This window comes from Pontibacter mucosus (assembly GCF_003054055.1).
Lineage (GTDB): Bacteria > Bacteroidota > Bacteroidia > Cytophagales > Hymenobacteraceae > Pontibacter > Pontibacter mucosus.
This window is the reverse complement of record NZ_QBKI01000004.1, coordinates 246893-263141: the sequence shown is the minus strand read 5'-3', so window position 1 is coordinate 263141 and position 16249 is coordinate 246893. Positions and strand designations below refer to the sequence as shown.

The following is a 16249-nucleotide window of genomic DNA, read 5'->3' as shown; positions in this document are numbered from 1 at the left end:
CTCTCTAACTCCTAAACTCCCAAACTCCTCAACTCTCTAACTCTATACATGAAGATCTACACCAAGACAGGCGATAAAGGCACCACCGCACTGATTGGTGGCACCAGGGTTCCGAAGTCGCACCTGCGTATCGAAGTATACGGCACGGTGGATGAGCTGAACTCCTACATCGGGCTGGTGCGCGACCAGGAAGTGAACAAGTCCAGGGCTGATATCCTGAAAGAAATACAGGACAGGCTGTTTACCATCGGCTCTACACTGGCCACAGATCCGGACAAGAACACTAAGATGGCCACCCCAGATTTGCATGAGGAAGACGTGGTGCTGCTGGAGCAGGAAATAGACAAGTATACTGCTGCCGTGCCGCCGTTGCGTGCGTTTATACTTCCGGGCGGGCACCAGTCGGTATCCTTCTGCCATGTGGCCCGCTGCGTGTGCCGCCGCGCCGAGCGCCTGGCCATTGGCTTGCAGGAAGAGTCGCCGGTAGATGACCTGGTGATAAAATATTTAAACAGGCTGTCGGATTACCTCTTTGCCCTTTGCCGCGTAATGTCTCAGGAGCTGGGCGCCGAGGAGATTGCCTGGAAACCAAGACTATAGCTACCGTACCATACCCTAACCGGATTAAAAACTAACTTAAAATGTCACTGGATATGCTCACGATACCGGCACAATGCGTGGAGAACTCGCGCATCGCGGAACTGGACTATAACAACATCGAGTTCGGCAAGATTTTCTCGGACCATATGCTGGTGGCCGATTACAGAGAGGGGAAGTGGGAAAACCCGCACATCCGCCCATACGGCAACATGTCGTTGAGCCCTGCCACCTCGGTCCTGCACTATGGCCAGTCTATTTTTGAGGGGATGAAGGCCTACCGCGATGCTAATGGCGATATCCTGCTGTTCCGTCCGCTGGATAACTTTCACCGCCTGAACAAGTCTGCCGAGCGCATGTGCATGCCGGCGATCACGGAGGACATTTTTATGCAGGGGCTGGAGCAGCTGCTGCGCCTGGATGCCGCCTGGGTTCCGCCCACCGCCGGCTGTGCGTTGTATATCCGCCCGTTCATGTTCGCAACCGATGAATATATTGGGGTGCGTCCATCGTCGGGTTACCGCTTTGCCATTTTCACCTGCCCTGTTGGGGCTTACTATGGCCAGCCGCTGCGGGTAGCCATCGAGCCGCACTTTGCACGCTCTGTAGAGGGTGGGGCCGGTTATGCCAAGGCGGCGGGCAATTATGGCGCTGCGCTTTACCCCGCCCGCCAAATGCAGGAGCGCGGCTATCACCAGCTTATCTGGACCGATGCCAAGGAGCATAAGTATATAGAGGAGTCGGGCACCATGAACCTGATGTTCGTGCTGGACGGCAAGCTGGTAACGCCGCCTGTCAGCACCACTATCCTTGCCGGCATCACCCGCGACAGCGTACTACAAGTAGCCAGAGACCTGGGCTACACAGTGGAGGAACGCAAGGTATCGGTAGATGAGCTGGTGGAGGCGTACAAGGCTGGCAAGCTGCAGGAGGCATTTGGCACGGGCACGGCTGCCACCATTGCGCAAATTGCCACCATCCACCACAAAGGCCAGGACATGGATCTGCCCGCGATAGAAGATAGGAAAATCTCAAACCACGTTGCCACAGAACTGGATAAGATAAAGACAGGGCAGGCACCTGACACCCATCACTGGGTGCATCGCATCAGCCTTTAAAGTATAAAGTATAAAAAGAGGATGCTGAAGTATGGGCGTGGCCGTTTATACTTCAGCATCTCACGTTTAAAGAAAGTATAACCAACACGCTAATGACAACTGAACAAGTAAAAGAGTTGAAGGCCAGAGTAGGGGCCTTGAGGAGGTATCTTTGACTACGATGCCAAGAAAGAGCAGGTAAAAGAGACAGAGGCCCAAACCACCGCCCCTGATTTCTGGGATGATCCGAAGGAGGCCGAGAAGGTACTTAAGGAAATCAAATCCGTGAAAGTATGGACCGACCATTATGAGGAGGTGGAGAAAGCCGTGTCAGACTTCGAGGTGCTCTTCGACTTCTTCAAGGAAGGCGATGTGTCGGAGGAGGACATACAGCAGGAGCTGAAGAAGGCCGAGGAGGCTGTGGAAGCACTGGAGTTTAAGCGCATGCTGAGCGGCGAAGAAGACCAGCTGAGCGCCATACTGGAGATAAACGCCGGTGCAGGTGGCACCGAAAGCCAGGATTGGGCCGAGATTCTGATGCGCATGTACATCATGTGGGCCGAGTCGCATGACTTTGCCGTGAAGCAGGTGAGCTACCAGGCCGGCGACGGAGCTGGTATAAAATCGGCTACGCTGGAGATTACCGGCGATTTTGCCTACGGTTACCTGAAGTCTGAAATTGGGGTGCACCGCCTGGTGCGCATCTCGCCCTTCGATTCCGGTGGCCGCCGCCATACTTCGTTTGCCTCCGTGTTTGCCTACCCTGTGGTGGATGATACAATCCAGGTAGAGGTAAACCAAAGTGATATCGAGTGGGACACCTTCCGATCAGGAGGTGCAGGCGGGCAGAACGTAAACAAAGTAGAAACGGCCGTTCGCCTGAAGCACAAGCCAACCGGCATTGTGATAGAGTGCCAGATAGAGCGCTCGCAGCTCATGAACAAAGAGCACGCCCTGCGCATGCTCCGATCCAGGCTGTACCAGATGGAACTTGACAAACGCAATGCCGAGCGGGACCGCATCGAGAGCACCAAAAAGCGGATTGACTTTGGCTCGCAGATACGCAACTACGTGCTGCACCCTTACAAGCTGGTAAAGGACGTACGCACAGGGGTAGAGCGTACGGATGTGCAGAACGTGCTCGATGGCGACCTGGACGAATATATAAAAGCTTACCTGATGCAGGTATAGACTGCCTTACCAGAGCAGAAACGAGGACCTTTCCCGGGTGCCTCGTTTTTTTTTGGCTTCCAACGAAATTTTGTATAAAAGGTTTTAGGGCAAAAACTGATAGGAATTACTGTCTTGTGAATGTCTGCGTTGCAACATTGAATAGTTGAAATTTGGAAGAAATGGTTTCAGATCCATTTCAAAGCTCTTTATGGGTGTTATTAAATTGTACTCACGTGAAGTTGGGTAAGAAACGAGAAGATGTAAAAGTCTAAAATACTGTGTTTTGACATCAAATAAGTTTGTTTAGCGACTGTTGTATTTGAATTTTTATCTACCTATTATTGGAGCGGAATAGGTAACTATCCCTTCATTCATCTCACAAAGGATTGTGGCTGGATAGGTTAGTAACTTAATTCTTAATGAAGAGCAGCTGGTGTCTTTCGCGGCACATTGCTTTAAAAAATCATATCACACAACAGATTTCTATGCCGATAGGCTGCTTTTGTAAAGCAGTGCTGGTACTGTGCATAAAATTTTAAAGCTCATTCTTTATGAGCCTGGCAGAGCTTTGCCTAACCTTTACTATATGAACTAAAAACTTAAAACAACCAATTCTATTCACCTTAATTCTAACAACAAATGAGAAAACTATTACTAATGAGTTTTGTGATGGTGCTGGCGCTGCTGCAGCAGGCCTATGCCCAAAGCAGAACTGTGACTGGTACGGTGACGGACCAGGGCACATCGCAAGGGCTGCCAGGCGTGGCGGTGATTGTGAAAGGCACTACGGTGGGCACCACCACAGGCGCTGATGGTACTTACTCTATTACTGTACCGGAGGGGGGGAATACGCTCGTGTTTCGTTTTATTGGCTATCAAAATTTAGAGAAAACGATTGGTAATGCGAGCGTTGTTAACGCCGCCCTGGCTACAGACGACAAGATGCTTAGCGAAGTAATTGTAACGGGCTATGCTACTCAGACTAGGGAAGAGTTTACCGGTGCTGCCGCAACCGTTGGTGGTGATGTGATTAAAGACCGTCCTGTACAAAGCTTTGCGCAGGCCCTTACCGGACGTGCTGCTGGTGTAAATATCGTGCAGCCAAACGGGCTTTTGAACAACCCGCCGGTAATCCGTATCCGCGGTATTAACTCTATCTCACTAAGTTCTTTTCCTCTAGTTGTTGTGGATGGTATTCCAATTTCAACAGACGATGCTTCGGCTAACTCTGCAACTAACAACCCACTAGGAGATATCAACCCATCTGATATTGAGTCAATCGATATTCTGAAGGACGCGGCTTCTTCTTCTATCTACGGTTCAAGAGCAGCGAATGGTGTGTTGTTGATTACGACCAAGAGAGGAAAACAGGGCAAAGCCAAAGTTACCTATGACGGTTGGGTTAGTTCCAACAGTGCTGTAAGGCTTCCAGAACTTCTGAATGCCCAGCAATATATTGATCATAAAAATGGTGCGATAGCCAACGCTTTGAAGTTAAACCCTAAAGCTGTTCCAGCTTCTCAACTTGGTGAAGGAAACAAAAGCTTCTTCCCGAACTATAATGCAGATGGCTCCATGGTTGATACAGACTGGTATGATGAAGTATATCGTACTGCACTGTCGCACAACCATAGCCTTACAGTATCTGGGGGTACAGATAAAACCAGCTATTACTTCTCTGCAGGTTTTACAGATCAGGAAGGCTTCTTGAAAGCAAATGACTTTGAAAGAAGGTCAGGTCGTTTCAACCTATCTCACCAAGCTACCGATTGGATGAAGCTGTCTGCTAACGTGAACTATAATAACACGCTGAACAACGCTCCAAACAGCGGTTCTGCTCCGGGTGCAGCCTTCAACTCTTCTGGCCTTGGCCGTATAGCTGTTGCTATGTCTCCAAACTTGGCTCCAAGAAGAGCTGATGGAAGTTACAATATCAACCCAGAACGCAATAACACGATCGATAACGGCAACAACTTGATACCTACGAGCTGGGCTAACCCGCTGCCGCTAATTGATCTGGACAAAAACAGCTCCGAAACAAGTAGAATTATTGCAAACTTGGCAGCTGATTTAACACTTGCCAAAGGACTTACTTTCCGTAGCTCTTACTCTTGGGACAGAGGCAATACAGAAAACATACAGTTCTGGAACCCATACCAAGGAGATGGTTGGAATTATAATGGCTATGCTTATAACAACAATGCTAAGAGAAACAACTGGAACCTTGTAAACACGCTTCAATTCCAGAAGTCAATTAATGACCTGCACAACTTTACAGTATTGGTAGGTTCTGATGTGCAGAAGACAAGAGTAGAGAACTGGGGTGCTGTACGCCAAGACCTGTCTGACCCATTCTTTACGCAATTCCAGGGTCAGTTCGGTATCAACGTTGCTGGTGGAAATGGTATCACTCAACGTGCATACGAGGCTTACCTTGGTAGTGTGAACTACAACTTTGGAGGAAGGTATTTTATTAGTGCTAACTACAGAAGAGATGGTAACTCTGCTTTGGCTCCGGAGAAACGCTGGGGTGACTTCGGTGGTGCTTCCGTGGGCTGGACAATATCAGAGGAGGAATTCTTTAAGAATTCAAGCGTAGCAGACATTGTGACAAACTTCAGGCTAAAAGGAAGCTGGGGACGTGTTGGTAATGGTAACTTGCCAAGTGCATATGGTGCCTACACCACATACGGTGCCGGCCTTTATGGAGAAGCATCTGCTTTATCCTTCAGCCAAGCCGGTAACAACGAACTGCAGTGGGAAACCAGCAATCAGACTAACATTGGTTTAGATCTCGGTGTACTTAACAACCGTATCAGCTTTGAGGCCAACTACTATCACAATGATATTGATAACCTGATTCTGTACGCACCTCAGGCTCCTTCAAAAGGTATCCCAGGTAACGAGATTCTGATAAACGTAGGATCTATGTACAACAAGGGCTTCGAGTTTGCTATTAATGCTGTTCCAGTGGATAATGGTAATTTCACATGGTCGACTAACCTGAACCTGACCCTGAACAAAAATGAAGTAACTTCCCTTGCTAATAATAATGCGCCAATTATCGGTAGTACAGGTGGCCTAGAGAGTGCTAACATCACAACAGTTGGTGAGTCTGTTGGCAGTATCTATGTGGTAAGAACAGCTGGTGTTAATCCAGATAACGGCCGCAGAATTTTTATCAACAAAGCTGGCGAGGAAGTTCAGTACCTGCACCATAGCGGATGGACTTACCTTGACGGTAGACCTGCAAAAGCAGTTTCAAGTGCAGATGCTCAGGTATACGGAAGCTCACTACCTAAGTGGTATGGTGGTTTCAGCAACACACTTAAGTATGGTAATTTTGACATGAACCTCATGTTCACCTACTCAGGGGGTAATTATATCTACAATGGTAGCCAGGCTGGCTTAAGAGACCAACGTGTATGGAACAACTCAACAGACGTTCTTCGTGCCTGGACCACTCCTGGACAACAAACAGACATTCCTCTTGCCGTTTGGGGAGATAACGTATCTAATGGTTCTTCTTTCCCGATTGACGCCAACGTACAAAAAGGTGATTTCCTGCGTCTGCAGACTGCAACTCTTGGTTATCGCCTTCCGAATCTCTTCGGCAACAGTGGCATCTCATCTGTAAGGGTATACGCACAGGTTGATAATGCCTTCTTGATTACCAAATATAAAGGTGTTGACCCGGAAATCTCCACGAATGGTAACTCTAACACAGCCCCAGGTGTGGAACGTAACACGATTCCTCAGGGAAGAGCTTTTACTTTTGGTGTTAACGTTGGATTTTAATTAGTTAAACTTTAGAGATTAATTCATATGTTTTATATAAAAACCAAGAAGCAGTATCTAATAAGATTAGCTTTACTGGCAATGCCGCTGGCTGGCTTGACTTCTTGCGAAAAGGATTTCCTGGAAGCTATACCAGAAACTTCTATTTCTGACGCTAATGCGTTTGATACTCCTGATAGGATTGAGACCCTAGTTAACGGTTTGTATCTTTCTGCAAAGAGCGGCACCTTTCTGGGGGGGCGCTATCAAATTTACAATGATATCAGAGCAGAAGAGTTCATCAATAGGTCTCCAAACAACGTAACCGGTTACGATATTTGGCAGCATACAAGCAACTCAAACAACACATATCTGAGTAATATGTGGACGCAGGGTTACTTGACTATCAATAGGGTTAACCTGTTTCTGGATGGCTTGGAGAAGAACAAGGAAAAGATAGACTCCGAACTTTATGCACAGTACCAAGCGGAGGCCAAGTTTATCAGAGCTCTCAGCTATTTCTCCCTTGTACAGATATTTGCGACCCCCTATACGCAGGATAACGGTGCTTCTCCAGGTCTTCCGCTAAGGCTGCAACCTGAGACCTCATCTGCCAACAATGGCTTGGCAAGAAGCAGTGTAGCCAAGGTATATGAGCAAATCCTGAAGGATCTTAACGAGGCAGAGGCGGGCCTTCCTGATACTCAGGGTTCAGCTCTGCTTAATACTACCAGGGCTCATAAGAACTCTGCTATAGCGCTGAAAACACGCGTTAACCTGGTGAAGGGTGATTATGCAGGAGTTATCACAGAAGGTAATAAAATTGTGTCTGCTACTGCACCTTTCACTGCGCCAACCGGGGTAAAGCATGCTTTGCAGGCTGATATTACTTCAGTATTTAAAGCACCGTATACGACTGCTGAGTCAATTTTCTCTGTGCCTATGGCAGCAACCAATGCTCCGGGTACACAGAACCAGCTGGGGTATTACTTTAATGCTGGCAACCTGGAGTACTATCTCAATCCAAATGAACCAGGTATCTATGCAGACCCGCAGTGGGCAGCTGAGGATGACAGAAAAACAAAGCTTACAGCTAATTATGATGGAATTGGTAGGCACCTAACAAAGTTTAGCGGTGTTTCTCCCTATACTGATTTTGTTCCGATTATCCGTTATGCGGAGGTGCTGCTGAACCTGGCTGAAGCTGAAGCGCGTGTAGGCGACCAAGGGCGTTCATTGGCACTGCTTGAGGCGGTACACCACCGTTCTGATGCAGATTATGACTTCGGTGACTTGTCTCAGCAGGAGTTGATCGATGCCATCTTAACAGAAAGAAGAATTGAGCTTATTGCGGAAGGCTTTAGAGCAAATGATATAGTTCGTACCGGGCAGCCGATAAGGTCGCAGGGTGCTGGTACTGATATTGCACCGACCGATCCGCGCTATATCTTCCCTATACCAGTAAGTGAAGTTAATAATAACCCAGATTTGTAAATTGATTCAGTATCTGCCATCCTAGTAATAGCCTGGGATGAGTTATAAAGTGAAAGTTTAATCTTAAAGCCTGCCGGTCGTTTGACCGGCAGGCTTTTCTACTTAAGGAAGGGTTTAATTACTATAATTTTTATGCGGGGTTAGTCCAGTAGGTATAAGATATAATAGCTATCCAATATATAAGATAAGCTTTAGCTGTAGGAATAGATGGTTTGTTATGGTTGATGTTGTGACACAGGTATTTACAGGCTAATAATGATTGTTTAAAATATAGGTATTCATTATTATTGTAGTGTGATTCCGATATTTTGAACTAGGCTATCTTACCTAAACACTAATTATCCGCTTTCTCATTATCTCGGAAATCATAAACTTATTACCAACCAATTCTATTCACCTTAATTCTAACAACAAATGAGAAAACTATTACTAATGAGTTTTGTGATGGTGCTGGCGCTGCTGCAGCAGGCCTATGCCCAAAGCAGAACGGTGACTGGCACGGTGACGGACCAGGGCACATCGCAAGGGCTGCCAGGCGTGGCGGTGATAGTGAAAGGCACTACGGTGGGTACCACCACAGGTGCTGATGGATCTTACTCTATTACAGTACCGGCGGAAGGTAGCACCCTGGTGTTCCGTTTTATCGGATACCAGACTACTGAAAGAACCATCGGTAATGCATCTACGATTAACGTTGCTTTGGGAACTGATACAAAGCAGTTGAGTGAGGTTGTTGTAACAGGTGTTGGGGTTGCTACTGAGCGCAAGAAAGTAGCTATTGCCGTTGAAACTGTAACAGCGGAAGATATGCCAAAAGTATCATCAGCCTCTATTGACCAGGCTCTTGTTGGTAAGGTAGCTGGTGCGCAAATTTCTTCAATTTCTGGCCAACCTGGTCAGCAGGCAGCTATTTTGCTGCGTGGCATTAACTCTTTAGGCTCTTCCCAACCAATGATTCTGGTAGATGGGGTACAAGTTAGCACAACAAACAACCAGAATGGTTCGGCTAGCAACCTTTCTTCGAGGTTAGCAGATCTTGACCTATCGAATGTTGAGCGAGTGGAAGTTATCCAAGGAGCTGCCGCTGGTACTATTTATGGTGCCCAGGGGGCCAATGGTGTTATCCAAATCTTTACTAAAAAAGGACAGAGGGGGCAAAAGCCAGCTATAAATGTCAGTAGCCGAGTTGCTTTTGATAACCCGATAACTGGAAATCTGAAGTTTGCTGAAAACCATTATTTCAATACGGACGATGATGGTTATATCCTGGATGCTTCAGGAAACCGCCTGCAGCGTACAGAAGATGGAGCAATCGCTCAACCTGGTATTCCTGTTATTAATGGCGCTACGCTTAATAACAAACCCTACAGAGAGCAGACATACAACCAGCTTGATCAGGTGTTCAGGTCAAATGCGATGACTACAAACAACAGCGTAGGCATCAGTGGTGGCGGTGAGGCCATCGATTATGCTGTTAACCTCTCTCACTTGAACCAGGAAAGTGCTATTAATGGTCGTCTAGAGAGAAGTAACCTTTCAGCCAACATAGGCGCTGAACTGTTTAAGAACTTTACAGTTCGCAGTATCACACAGCTGATTTACTCAGATAACTCAACCGGTGGCATCAACGGACAGAACAACATCTACAGCGGTATTGGTGCTGCACTTCTTTCTCGCAGATATTGGGACCTGACCTACCAGAATCCTGCTGGTCAGTATGTAATTAACCCTGAGGGACAAAATTCTGTGAACCCATTCTACACACAGCAGTTCAGAGATTACTCCGCTGAGAATACTCGCATTGTTCAGAACTTTAACTTCAACTATAAGTTTAACCGATTCTTAGAGTTAGACTATAAGTATGGTATAGATAACTATCGTTATGACTTTACTGACTATGTTAAGTATCAGGGAGATGTAACTACGCCAGGTACTCCGCTACCTTCAATTGATGGAAGAATTACGCGAACAGGCACGAACGAAACAACTCAGAACTCCTTGCTGACTGCGTTCATCAAAACCAATTTCGAGGAGGACTTCAATCTTAACGTTCCTATCCAAACTACCACTCATTTAGCGTACGATTACAGACGTGTTCATAGCCACCAACTTCAGGCACAAGGTACAGGCTTTGCTTCATTCCCTCCTTACACCATTCGTAATGCCAATACAAAGAGCAATGATGAGGTGTTCTCTGAGTTTATAACTTATGGTTACCTCATTAACCAGCGCCTGGACTATGGCTCACTGTTCGGTGTATCGGGTGGTGTACGTGTAGACTACTCTTCTGCATTTGGTGCTGGTAGCGATGCTTTCGTTTTCCCACGTGCTGATGCTTATGTTAACGTTGGGGACTTTATCACATCCAACACTTTAACAGCTTTGAAACTGCGTGCCGCCTACGGACAGGCAGGTATCCAGCCAAGCCCATATGCTCGTCGCATTACGCTGAACTCTGGAAATATTGGTGAAGGCTCCTACCTTGCTCTGCAGAGCATTGCTAATAATGCAAACCTTAACGTTCAGGTTTCAGAAGAATCCGAAGTCGGTGCAGATATTGGGTTCACCTTTGGAAACTCTAACTGGTTCAACCGCATCACACTTAACGCGACTTACTGGAAACGCACAAGCGAAGACGTTATATATAACATCGACTTAGCCCCATCTTCAGGCGCATCAGGTATTACCGACAATGCTATCACTTTAAAAGCAAGTGGTTTCCAGTTAGGATTAGATGCTGATGTTTATTCAGGAGAAAACTTCTCGTGGACTTTCGGAACACGATTCGGTACGCAGGAAACTCTTGTTGACAAGATTTCAAACGGTATGCCAATTGCATTGGGTGCTGGCGGATCAGGGCAGTTCACAATCACTGAGGGTGAGCGCTTGGGTGCTTTCTTTGGTAAGAAGCCGCTTTCCAGTATTGATCAGACAAATGCAGAAGGCGTGCCTTATTTAAACCAGGCTAATGCTGCTAACTACGAGGTTGTAAATGGTATGGTGGTAAATAAAGAAACTAAAGCCGTCCAGTTTACTTCAGACAACCATGCTATTGGTGATCCGACACCTAAATTCAATATGTCATTCATCAACTCTTTCAATATCTACAGAAATCTGAGTGTTAATGTGCAGGTTGACTGGGTGTACGGTAATGATATTTACAACCAGACCAAGCAGTGGATGTATCGCGACCTGGTTGATGGTGACCTAGACAATGAAATTACAGTGGGTGGTGTTTCTGGTGCCTACGTTAACTTCTACAACAGCTTATATAACACAAACACTACAAATGCATACTTTGTAGAGAAGGGCTCCTTTGCACGCCTACGTGATCTGTCTGTCTCTTATGACCTTGGCAACATTATCAATGTTGGCTTTATTAGAAGCCTGCAGCTTACCGCAAGCGGAAGAAACCTGTTTACAATTACAAACTATTCAGGTATGGATCCAGAGGCTGGTGCTAGCTTGAACGACCCATTGAGAAGAGGACTTGATTTGCATGCGTTCCCTAACATGAAGACGATTCAGTTTGGGGTAAATATTGGATTGTAGTAGCAAGCTAAAGGACATTTTAATTTAAGAATGATAATGAAAAAGATAGTATATATTTTTTTAGCAGTCTTTTTGTTCGGCACAACTGCCTGCGAAAAGGACATACTAGACTTGGAGAACCCGAACTCTCCTGGTCTAACCGCCCTAACTACTGAAGAAGGGATGAAAAGGGCAGGTTTAGGTGTATATGATAAGTTTGGACTAGAGTACTGGTGGATTACCCTGCAAAACCATGATATCATGGGAGATGCCTATTTTACCTCAGTAGGTAACTTTGGTTGGAGATGGGTGAACCAGGCTTCTTCTATAACGCTAAGCGATGGAACAGTTTTAACTCCTCCTCAAGGTGGTTCTCAGGCTACTGAGCTCAGGAACAGAAACTCCCGTGCAGTAGGCGATGATAATGCCATGCAGTACGAGTGGTTGTCCATGTATCTGGTCAACAACCAGGCAAACTTAATCCTTTCAGCTGTTGAAAATCCCGACTTAGAACTTACAGGTGATGCGGAAGCAAAAAAGAAAGTTCTTAGGGCATGGGCCTATTGGTGGAAAGGCTTTGCTTACTCCCGTATCGGTTCAATGTATATCTCTGGCATCATTGCGAACACATTAAATGAGACCAACAACGACTTTGTTAGTTATGAAGCTGTAATTGCTGAGGCAAACAGCAACTTCGACGCTGCTATCAAAGAATTGGAAGGTGTTACTGCAACAGCTGAGTATGAGGCCTTTTTAGGAGCTATGATCCCGTCCTTCACCAAGGTTGGCAAAGGTGGTGTATTGTCTCCTCAGGAGTGGATTAGGAACATGAATACCTATAAAGCCAGAAATATCTTGGTAAATAAGAAGGTAGAGGAGATGACAGCCGCTGATTGGAATGCTATCGTGACACTCGCTGAAAATGGTATTCAGGCTAATGACAAAATCTTTACTATGCGTTCAGCAAATGAGAATGACCTTGTTTCTCTTACAGCGTGGCAACCATACCGTTCACTGATTTCCGTATGGTCACACATCAGTGAGCGTCTTATTCAGGAATACTATCCTGATGATAACAGGATGGAAAGGAACTTTGCTATTCCTGCAAGAGGCTATACGCAGCTTAATGCCCAAGGACGTGGTTTTGCATACAGCACCAGATACACCCTTATTCCGATTGAGCAGGGCGGTGACTATGCCTCAGTAGAGGCCGGTTCTGCTGAACTTAATATTGCAGGTTCTTATGAAGAAAATCAGTTGATGCTTGCTGAAGCTAAAATAAGACTTGGTCAGGTTGAGGAAGGTCTTGAAATTATCGATGCGGTAAGAGCTTATCAATCTGCGGGCCTGCCTGCAGTAGCTGGTAGTGGTATCAGCCAAGATGAGGCTGCTGAAGTACTACGTCGCGAGAGAAGAGTTGCCCTTCTTAAGAATGGTGTTGCGTTCTATGATGCCAGAAGGTTTGGATTCCTTAAGCCTGTTTCTGAGGGCGGCGGCAGAACCAATGCAGTTGTGCTTCACAACGCGAAAGGAACTTTAGAGCTAGATAAGAATGCAACAATTGATTATAATTACCTTGAAAGATGGGATGTGCCAGAAAATGAGCTGGATTTTAATGCTCCTTCAGCTGGTTCGGCTCCTGTAATAAGCCCGAGGTAATTAAGTCATGACATGACAGTCAAATACTAGTTTAAAGTGAAAGTTTAACCTTAAAGCCCGCCGGTCGTTTGACTGGCGGGCTTTTCTTTTTATACTTGTGCCCAAAGTTTATACAAATGCTATTACCAAACTACAGTGGCTATACCTTAGAGGCGGGCGTAGACGAGGTGGGAAGAGGCTGCCTGGCCGGTCCGGTGGTGGCGGCAGCTGTTATACTTCCGCCCGATTACCGGCACCAGCTCCTTACCGATTCCAAGAAACTTACAAAAAAACTCCGGGAGCAGCTGCGCGGTGAGCTTACACGCGATGCCGTGGCCTGGGCCATAGGGGAGGCCTCTGTAGAAGAAATTGATGAGGTAAACATCCTGAATGCCACTTACCTGGCCATGCACCGTGCCCTGGAGGCGCTGCCGCAGCAGCCGGAGTACCTGCTGGTGGATGGGAACCGCTTTAAGCCATACAACCAAATACCCTACGCCTGCATTGTGAAAGGCGATTCCAGCTACCTGTCTATAGCGGCTGCCTCTGTGCTGGCTAAGACCCACCGCGACGACCTGATGAGCCGTCTGGCGCAGGAACACCCGCATTACGGTTGGGAACAAAATGCAGGCTATCCTACGAAGGCACACCGGATGGGCATCTCCAGCCACGGTGCTACGGAGCATCACCGGCAATCTTTTACGCTCCTGCCAAAGCAACTGCAGTAGTTGTACTTATACTTATACTTGCCTCGGGTTTATACTCGCTGCAACGTATAAGCTGATCACCCGGAGGCGAAGTATAAAATGCCTTCTAAAGTATAAAAGCCGCTGAACAGCAGATGCTCAGCGGCTTTTATACTTATTACTTTCGAGAAGAAAGCGGGTGCTTATTTAAGCTTAATCAGGTCCAGGAAGAGGCTGAAGCTGTCGAGGGAAGAGTCGCTGCGCTCGAAGCTGTCGAAGGAGAGGGGCTTCACAATATAGCCCGATACATTGAGTTTCTGTGCGGCCAGGCGGTCGGTTTCCTCGTTGGAGGTGGTCATGATAAAGACAGGGATGTGGCTGAACTCCGGGTCGTGGCGTAACTCCGTCAGGAATTCCAGGCCGTTCATTTTCGGCATGTTTATATCCAGGAGTATAACGCTGGGGGCTGGCGAGATTTTGGGCACACCGACGCCGCGCAGCAGGTTCAGGGCTTCCTTGCCGTTGCGTGCCTCAAATACCGGGTGATTCACGCCAATCTTCTTAAGCTCCCGCTCAACATTCATCGTATCCAGGTAGTCATCCTCTACTAGCAGGATATTAACTTCTTTCTCGCTCATTATACTTTAATCCCTTCAGAGTATTAGACAAAGCTACTAATTTCTTGTTCAATAACAGTATGTTTTGGCCACGTAAAAGTAAAAGTAGATCCCGAGCCTGGCTCCGAAGTTACCCACACAGTTCCCCCTTGCAACTCAACAATCTTCTTTACTATACTTAGGCCTACGCCGGTGCTCTCCAAAGCATCCCGTTCCTGCAGCGTCTGAAATATCACGAATATCCGTGCATGGTACTCCGGATCTATGCCGGGGCCGTCGTCCGTTACAGAGAAAACGTGAAATTCCTCTGTTTCGTGGTGCCGAACTGTAATTTTCCCATTCTCCTTATCGTGGTATTTGATGGCGTTGCTGATCAGGTTGCTGAAGACCTGCTGTAACTGTATTCGAACGGTATGGAGGGCAGGTAAGTTACGCTGTACATCTATTCGGAAGCCCGGCGGCGGCGACAGTAACTCCACAACTTCCGCCAGAAGCTCGTTTGTATCTACCTGCTCCTTCGCCTGGCTTGTGCGCCCAATGCGGGAGAGGGCCAGAATGCCGTTTATCAGGTTCTCCATCCGGTGCACACGGGCGCGCATCATCTTCAGATATTCCTTTATGTTATCGGGCAGCTGGCTTCCCATGTCCTCCTCCACCCAACGCGATGCCACCTCAATGCCGCGCAAGGGGGCTTTCAGGTCATGCGACACCACGTAGGCAAACTGGTCCAGCTCCTTGTTCTTTTGATCCAGCTCCGTAAAGGTCTCATCGATGGTGGCCGACATGCGGTTAAGGGAGTGCGACAGGCGGCTCAGCTCATCCTGGCCCGTATCTACAATCTGGGTTTTATAGTCGCCCCTGGAAATTTGCTCGGCCAGCGTCACCATCTTCATGATGCGGTTACTGATGAGGCGGGTAATGTAGTAGGCCCAGCTCAGGCCGATGATCACAGAAAGTATGGTAAGTATGGTGGAGAGCTGGCGGGTGTTGTTTATACTTTTGTTCAGGCGCTCGCTGCGGTCTGCCCGCACCTGGTACTCGATGGCGTTAAAGGCACGGAAGGCGGCCCGAATGGAGTCCATCACCATTTGCTCGCCCAGCACCAGCTCCTCCAGCTTTAGGTCTAGCTCCCGATCCGTCATGATCGTGTCCTGATGGGAGCGTTTCATCTGGATGAGTGGCGTAGCGAAATCTTTTTCCAGCCGCTGCTGCAGTTCGGCTATCTCATCTAGCTTCTTTTGCTGGTCGGGCAGGTTGGTTACGAAGTTGCGCGTTTCCTGCATCAGACTCGGCATCTGGTCGCGGGCCTGCCAGTACGGCTTCAGAAAAGTCTCGTTGCCGTTTAGCAGGAAGCCCCGCAGGCCGGTTTCCATGTCGATGATGTTACGTTGGAGCGCGGCAGAGTTGCGCACGACAATCTGCGAGCGGGACACCCATTTCGAGTTCTCGATAACGGCCTCCGACAGGCGGAAGTTAACAATGGCTACGGCTGTAAACAGCACCGAGATCAGCAGAAATCCGGCAAATAGTTTTACAGATAGTTTCATGGATAAGGGCTGAGGCTATAAGTTGGCTGGCTCCTGTGCAGGGAGAGTTGACAGTGGTTAAGCCTGCAATAGCGTAGACAAATCAGGAGATA

At 47.4% G+C, this 16249-nt stretch carries 10 protein-coding genes; 8 read left to right on the top strand and 2 right to left on the bottom strand.

From position 1 onward, the window contains the following. Window positions 1–48 precede the first annotated feature (48 nt). From C8N40_RS09805 to C8N40_RS09770, 8 genes are all read left to right on the top strand, one after another. The gene (locus tag C8N40_RS09805) at window positions 49–600 is read left to right on the top strand and encodes a cob(I)yrinic acid a,c-diamide adenosyltransferase (protein WP_108211597.1); all 552 of its coding nucleotides are present in this window, start codon (window positions 49–51) and stop codon (window positions 598–600) included. 41 nt (window positions 601–641) lie between these two features. After that, a complete protein-coding gene (locus C8N40_RS09800) occupies window positions 642–1715 on the top strand; it encodes a branched-chain amino acid aminotransferase (RefSeq protein ID WP_108211596.1) in 1074 nt (357 codons plus the stop codon). 92 nt (window positions 1716–1807) lie between these two features. Beyond that, window positions 1808–2885, top strand: a protein-coding gene (gene prfB, locus C8N40_RS09795) for a peptide chain release factor 2 (protein WP_108211595.1) whose coding sequence is annotated in 2 segments (ribosomal slippage) — window positions 1808–1867 and window positions 1869–2885 — 1077 coding nt in all. Because the reading frame shifts where the segments join, the coding sequence is not laid out codon by codon here. A gap of 621 nt (window positions 2886–3506) precedes the next feature. Further along, window positions 3507–6665 carry a SusC/RagA family TonB-linked outer membrane protein gene (locus C8N40_RS09790; protein ID WP_108211594.1) on the top strand — a complete coding sequence of 1053 codons (3159 nt, stop codon included), beginning with the start codon at window positions 3507–3509 and terminating at the stop codon, window positions 6663–6665. A 27-nt stretch (window positions 6666–6692) separates the two neighbouring features. Beyond that, window positions 6693–8138 (top strand): RagB/SusD family nutrient uptake outer membrane protein, encoded by a 1446-nt coding sequence (locus tag C8N40_RS09785; protein ID WP_108211593.1) that lies wholly within the window; start codon window positions 6693–6695, stop codon window positions 8136–8138. Between the two features lie 414 nt (window positions 8139–8552). After that, window positions 8553–11690 carry a SusC/RagA family TonB-linked outer membrane protein gene (locus C8N40_RS09780; protein WP_211318070.1) on the top strand — a complete coding sequence of 1046 codons (3138 nt, stop codon included), beginning with the start codon at window positions 8553–8555 and terminating at the stop codon, window positions 11688–11690. Window positions 11691–11726: 36 nt separating this feature from the next. Then, window positions 11727–13328 (top strand): RagB/SusD family nutrient uptake outer membrane protein, encoded by a 1602-nt coding sequence (locus C8N40_RS09775; protein ID WP_108211766.1) that lies wholly within the window; start codon window positions 11727–11729, stop codon window positions 13326–13328. A 116-nt stretch (window positions 13329–13444) separates the two neighbouring features. After that, the gene (locus C8N40_RS09770) at window positions 13445–14035 is read left to right on the top strand and encodes a ribonuclease HII (protein ID WP_108211592.1); all 591 of its coding nucleotides are present in this window, start codon (window positions 13445–13447) and stop codon (window positions 14033–14035) included. Window positions 14036–14196: 161 nt separating this feature from the next. Here C8N40_RS09770 and C8N40_RS09765 read toward each other — a convergent pair whose 3' ends face one another. Continuing rightward, complete coding sequence (locus tag C8N40_RS09765; RefSeq protein ID WP_108211591.1) at window positions 14197–14631, bottom strand: response regulator; 435 nt, start codon at window positions 14629–14631, stop codon at window positions 14197–14199. Window positions 14632–14654: 23 nt separating this feature from the next. After that, window positions 14655–16157, bottom strand: coding sequence for a sensor histidine kinase (locus C8N40_RS09760; RefSeq protein ID WP_108211590.1), 1503 nt, complete (start codon window positions 16155–16157; stop codon window positions 14655–14657). Window positions 16158–16249 lie beyond the last annotated feature (92 nt).

Bases quoted from the DNA above. Each gene is read 5' to 3' on its own strand.
- C8N40_RS09805 (WP_108211597.1), top strand. From the start codon at position 49: ATGAAGATCTACACCAAGACAGGCGATAAAGGCACCACCGCACTGATT.
- C8N40_RS09800 (WP_108211596.1), top strand. From the start codon at position 642: ATGTCACTGGATATGCTCACGATACCGGCACAATGCGTGGAGAACTCG.
- C8N40_RS09790 (WP_108211594.1), top strand. From the start codon at position 3,507: ATGAGAAAACTATTACTAATGAGTTTTGTGATGGTGCTGGCGCTGCTG.
- C8N40_RS09785 (WP_108211593.1), top strand. From the start codon at position 6,693: ATGTTTTATATAAAAACCAAGAAGCAGTATCTAATAAGATTAGCTTTA.
- C8N40_RS09780 (WP_211318070.1), top strand. From the start codon at position 8,553: ATGAGAAAACTATTACTAATGAGTTTTGTGATGGTGCTGGCGCTGCTG.
- C8N40_RS09775 (WP_108211766.1), top strand. From the start codon at position 11,727: ATGAAAAAGATAGTATATATTTTTTTAGCAGTCTTTTTGTTCGGCACA.
- C8N40_RS09770 (WP_108211592.1), top strand. From the start codon at position 13,445: ATGCTATTACCAAACTACAGTGGCTATACCTTAGAGGCGGGCGTAGAC.
- C8N40_RS09765 (WP_108211591.1), bottom strand. From the start codon at position 14,631: ATGAGCGAGAAAGAAGTTAATATCCTGCTAGTAGAGGATGACTACCTG.
- C8N40_RS09760 (WP_108211590.1), bottom strand. From the start codon at position 16,157: ATGAAACTATCTGTAAAACTATTTGCCGGATTTCTGCTGATCTCGGTG.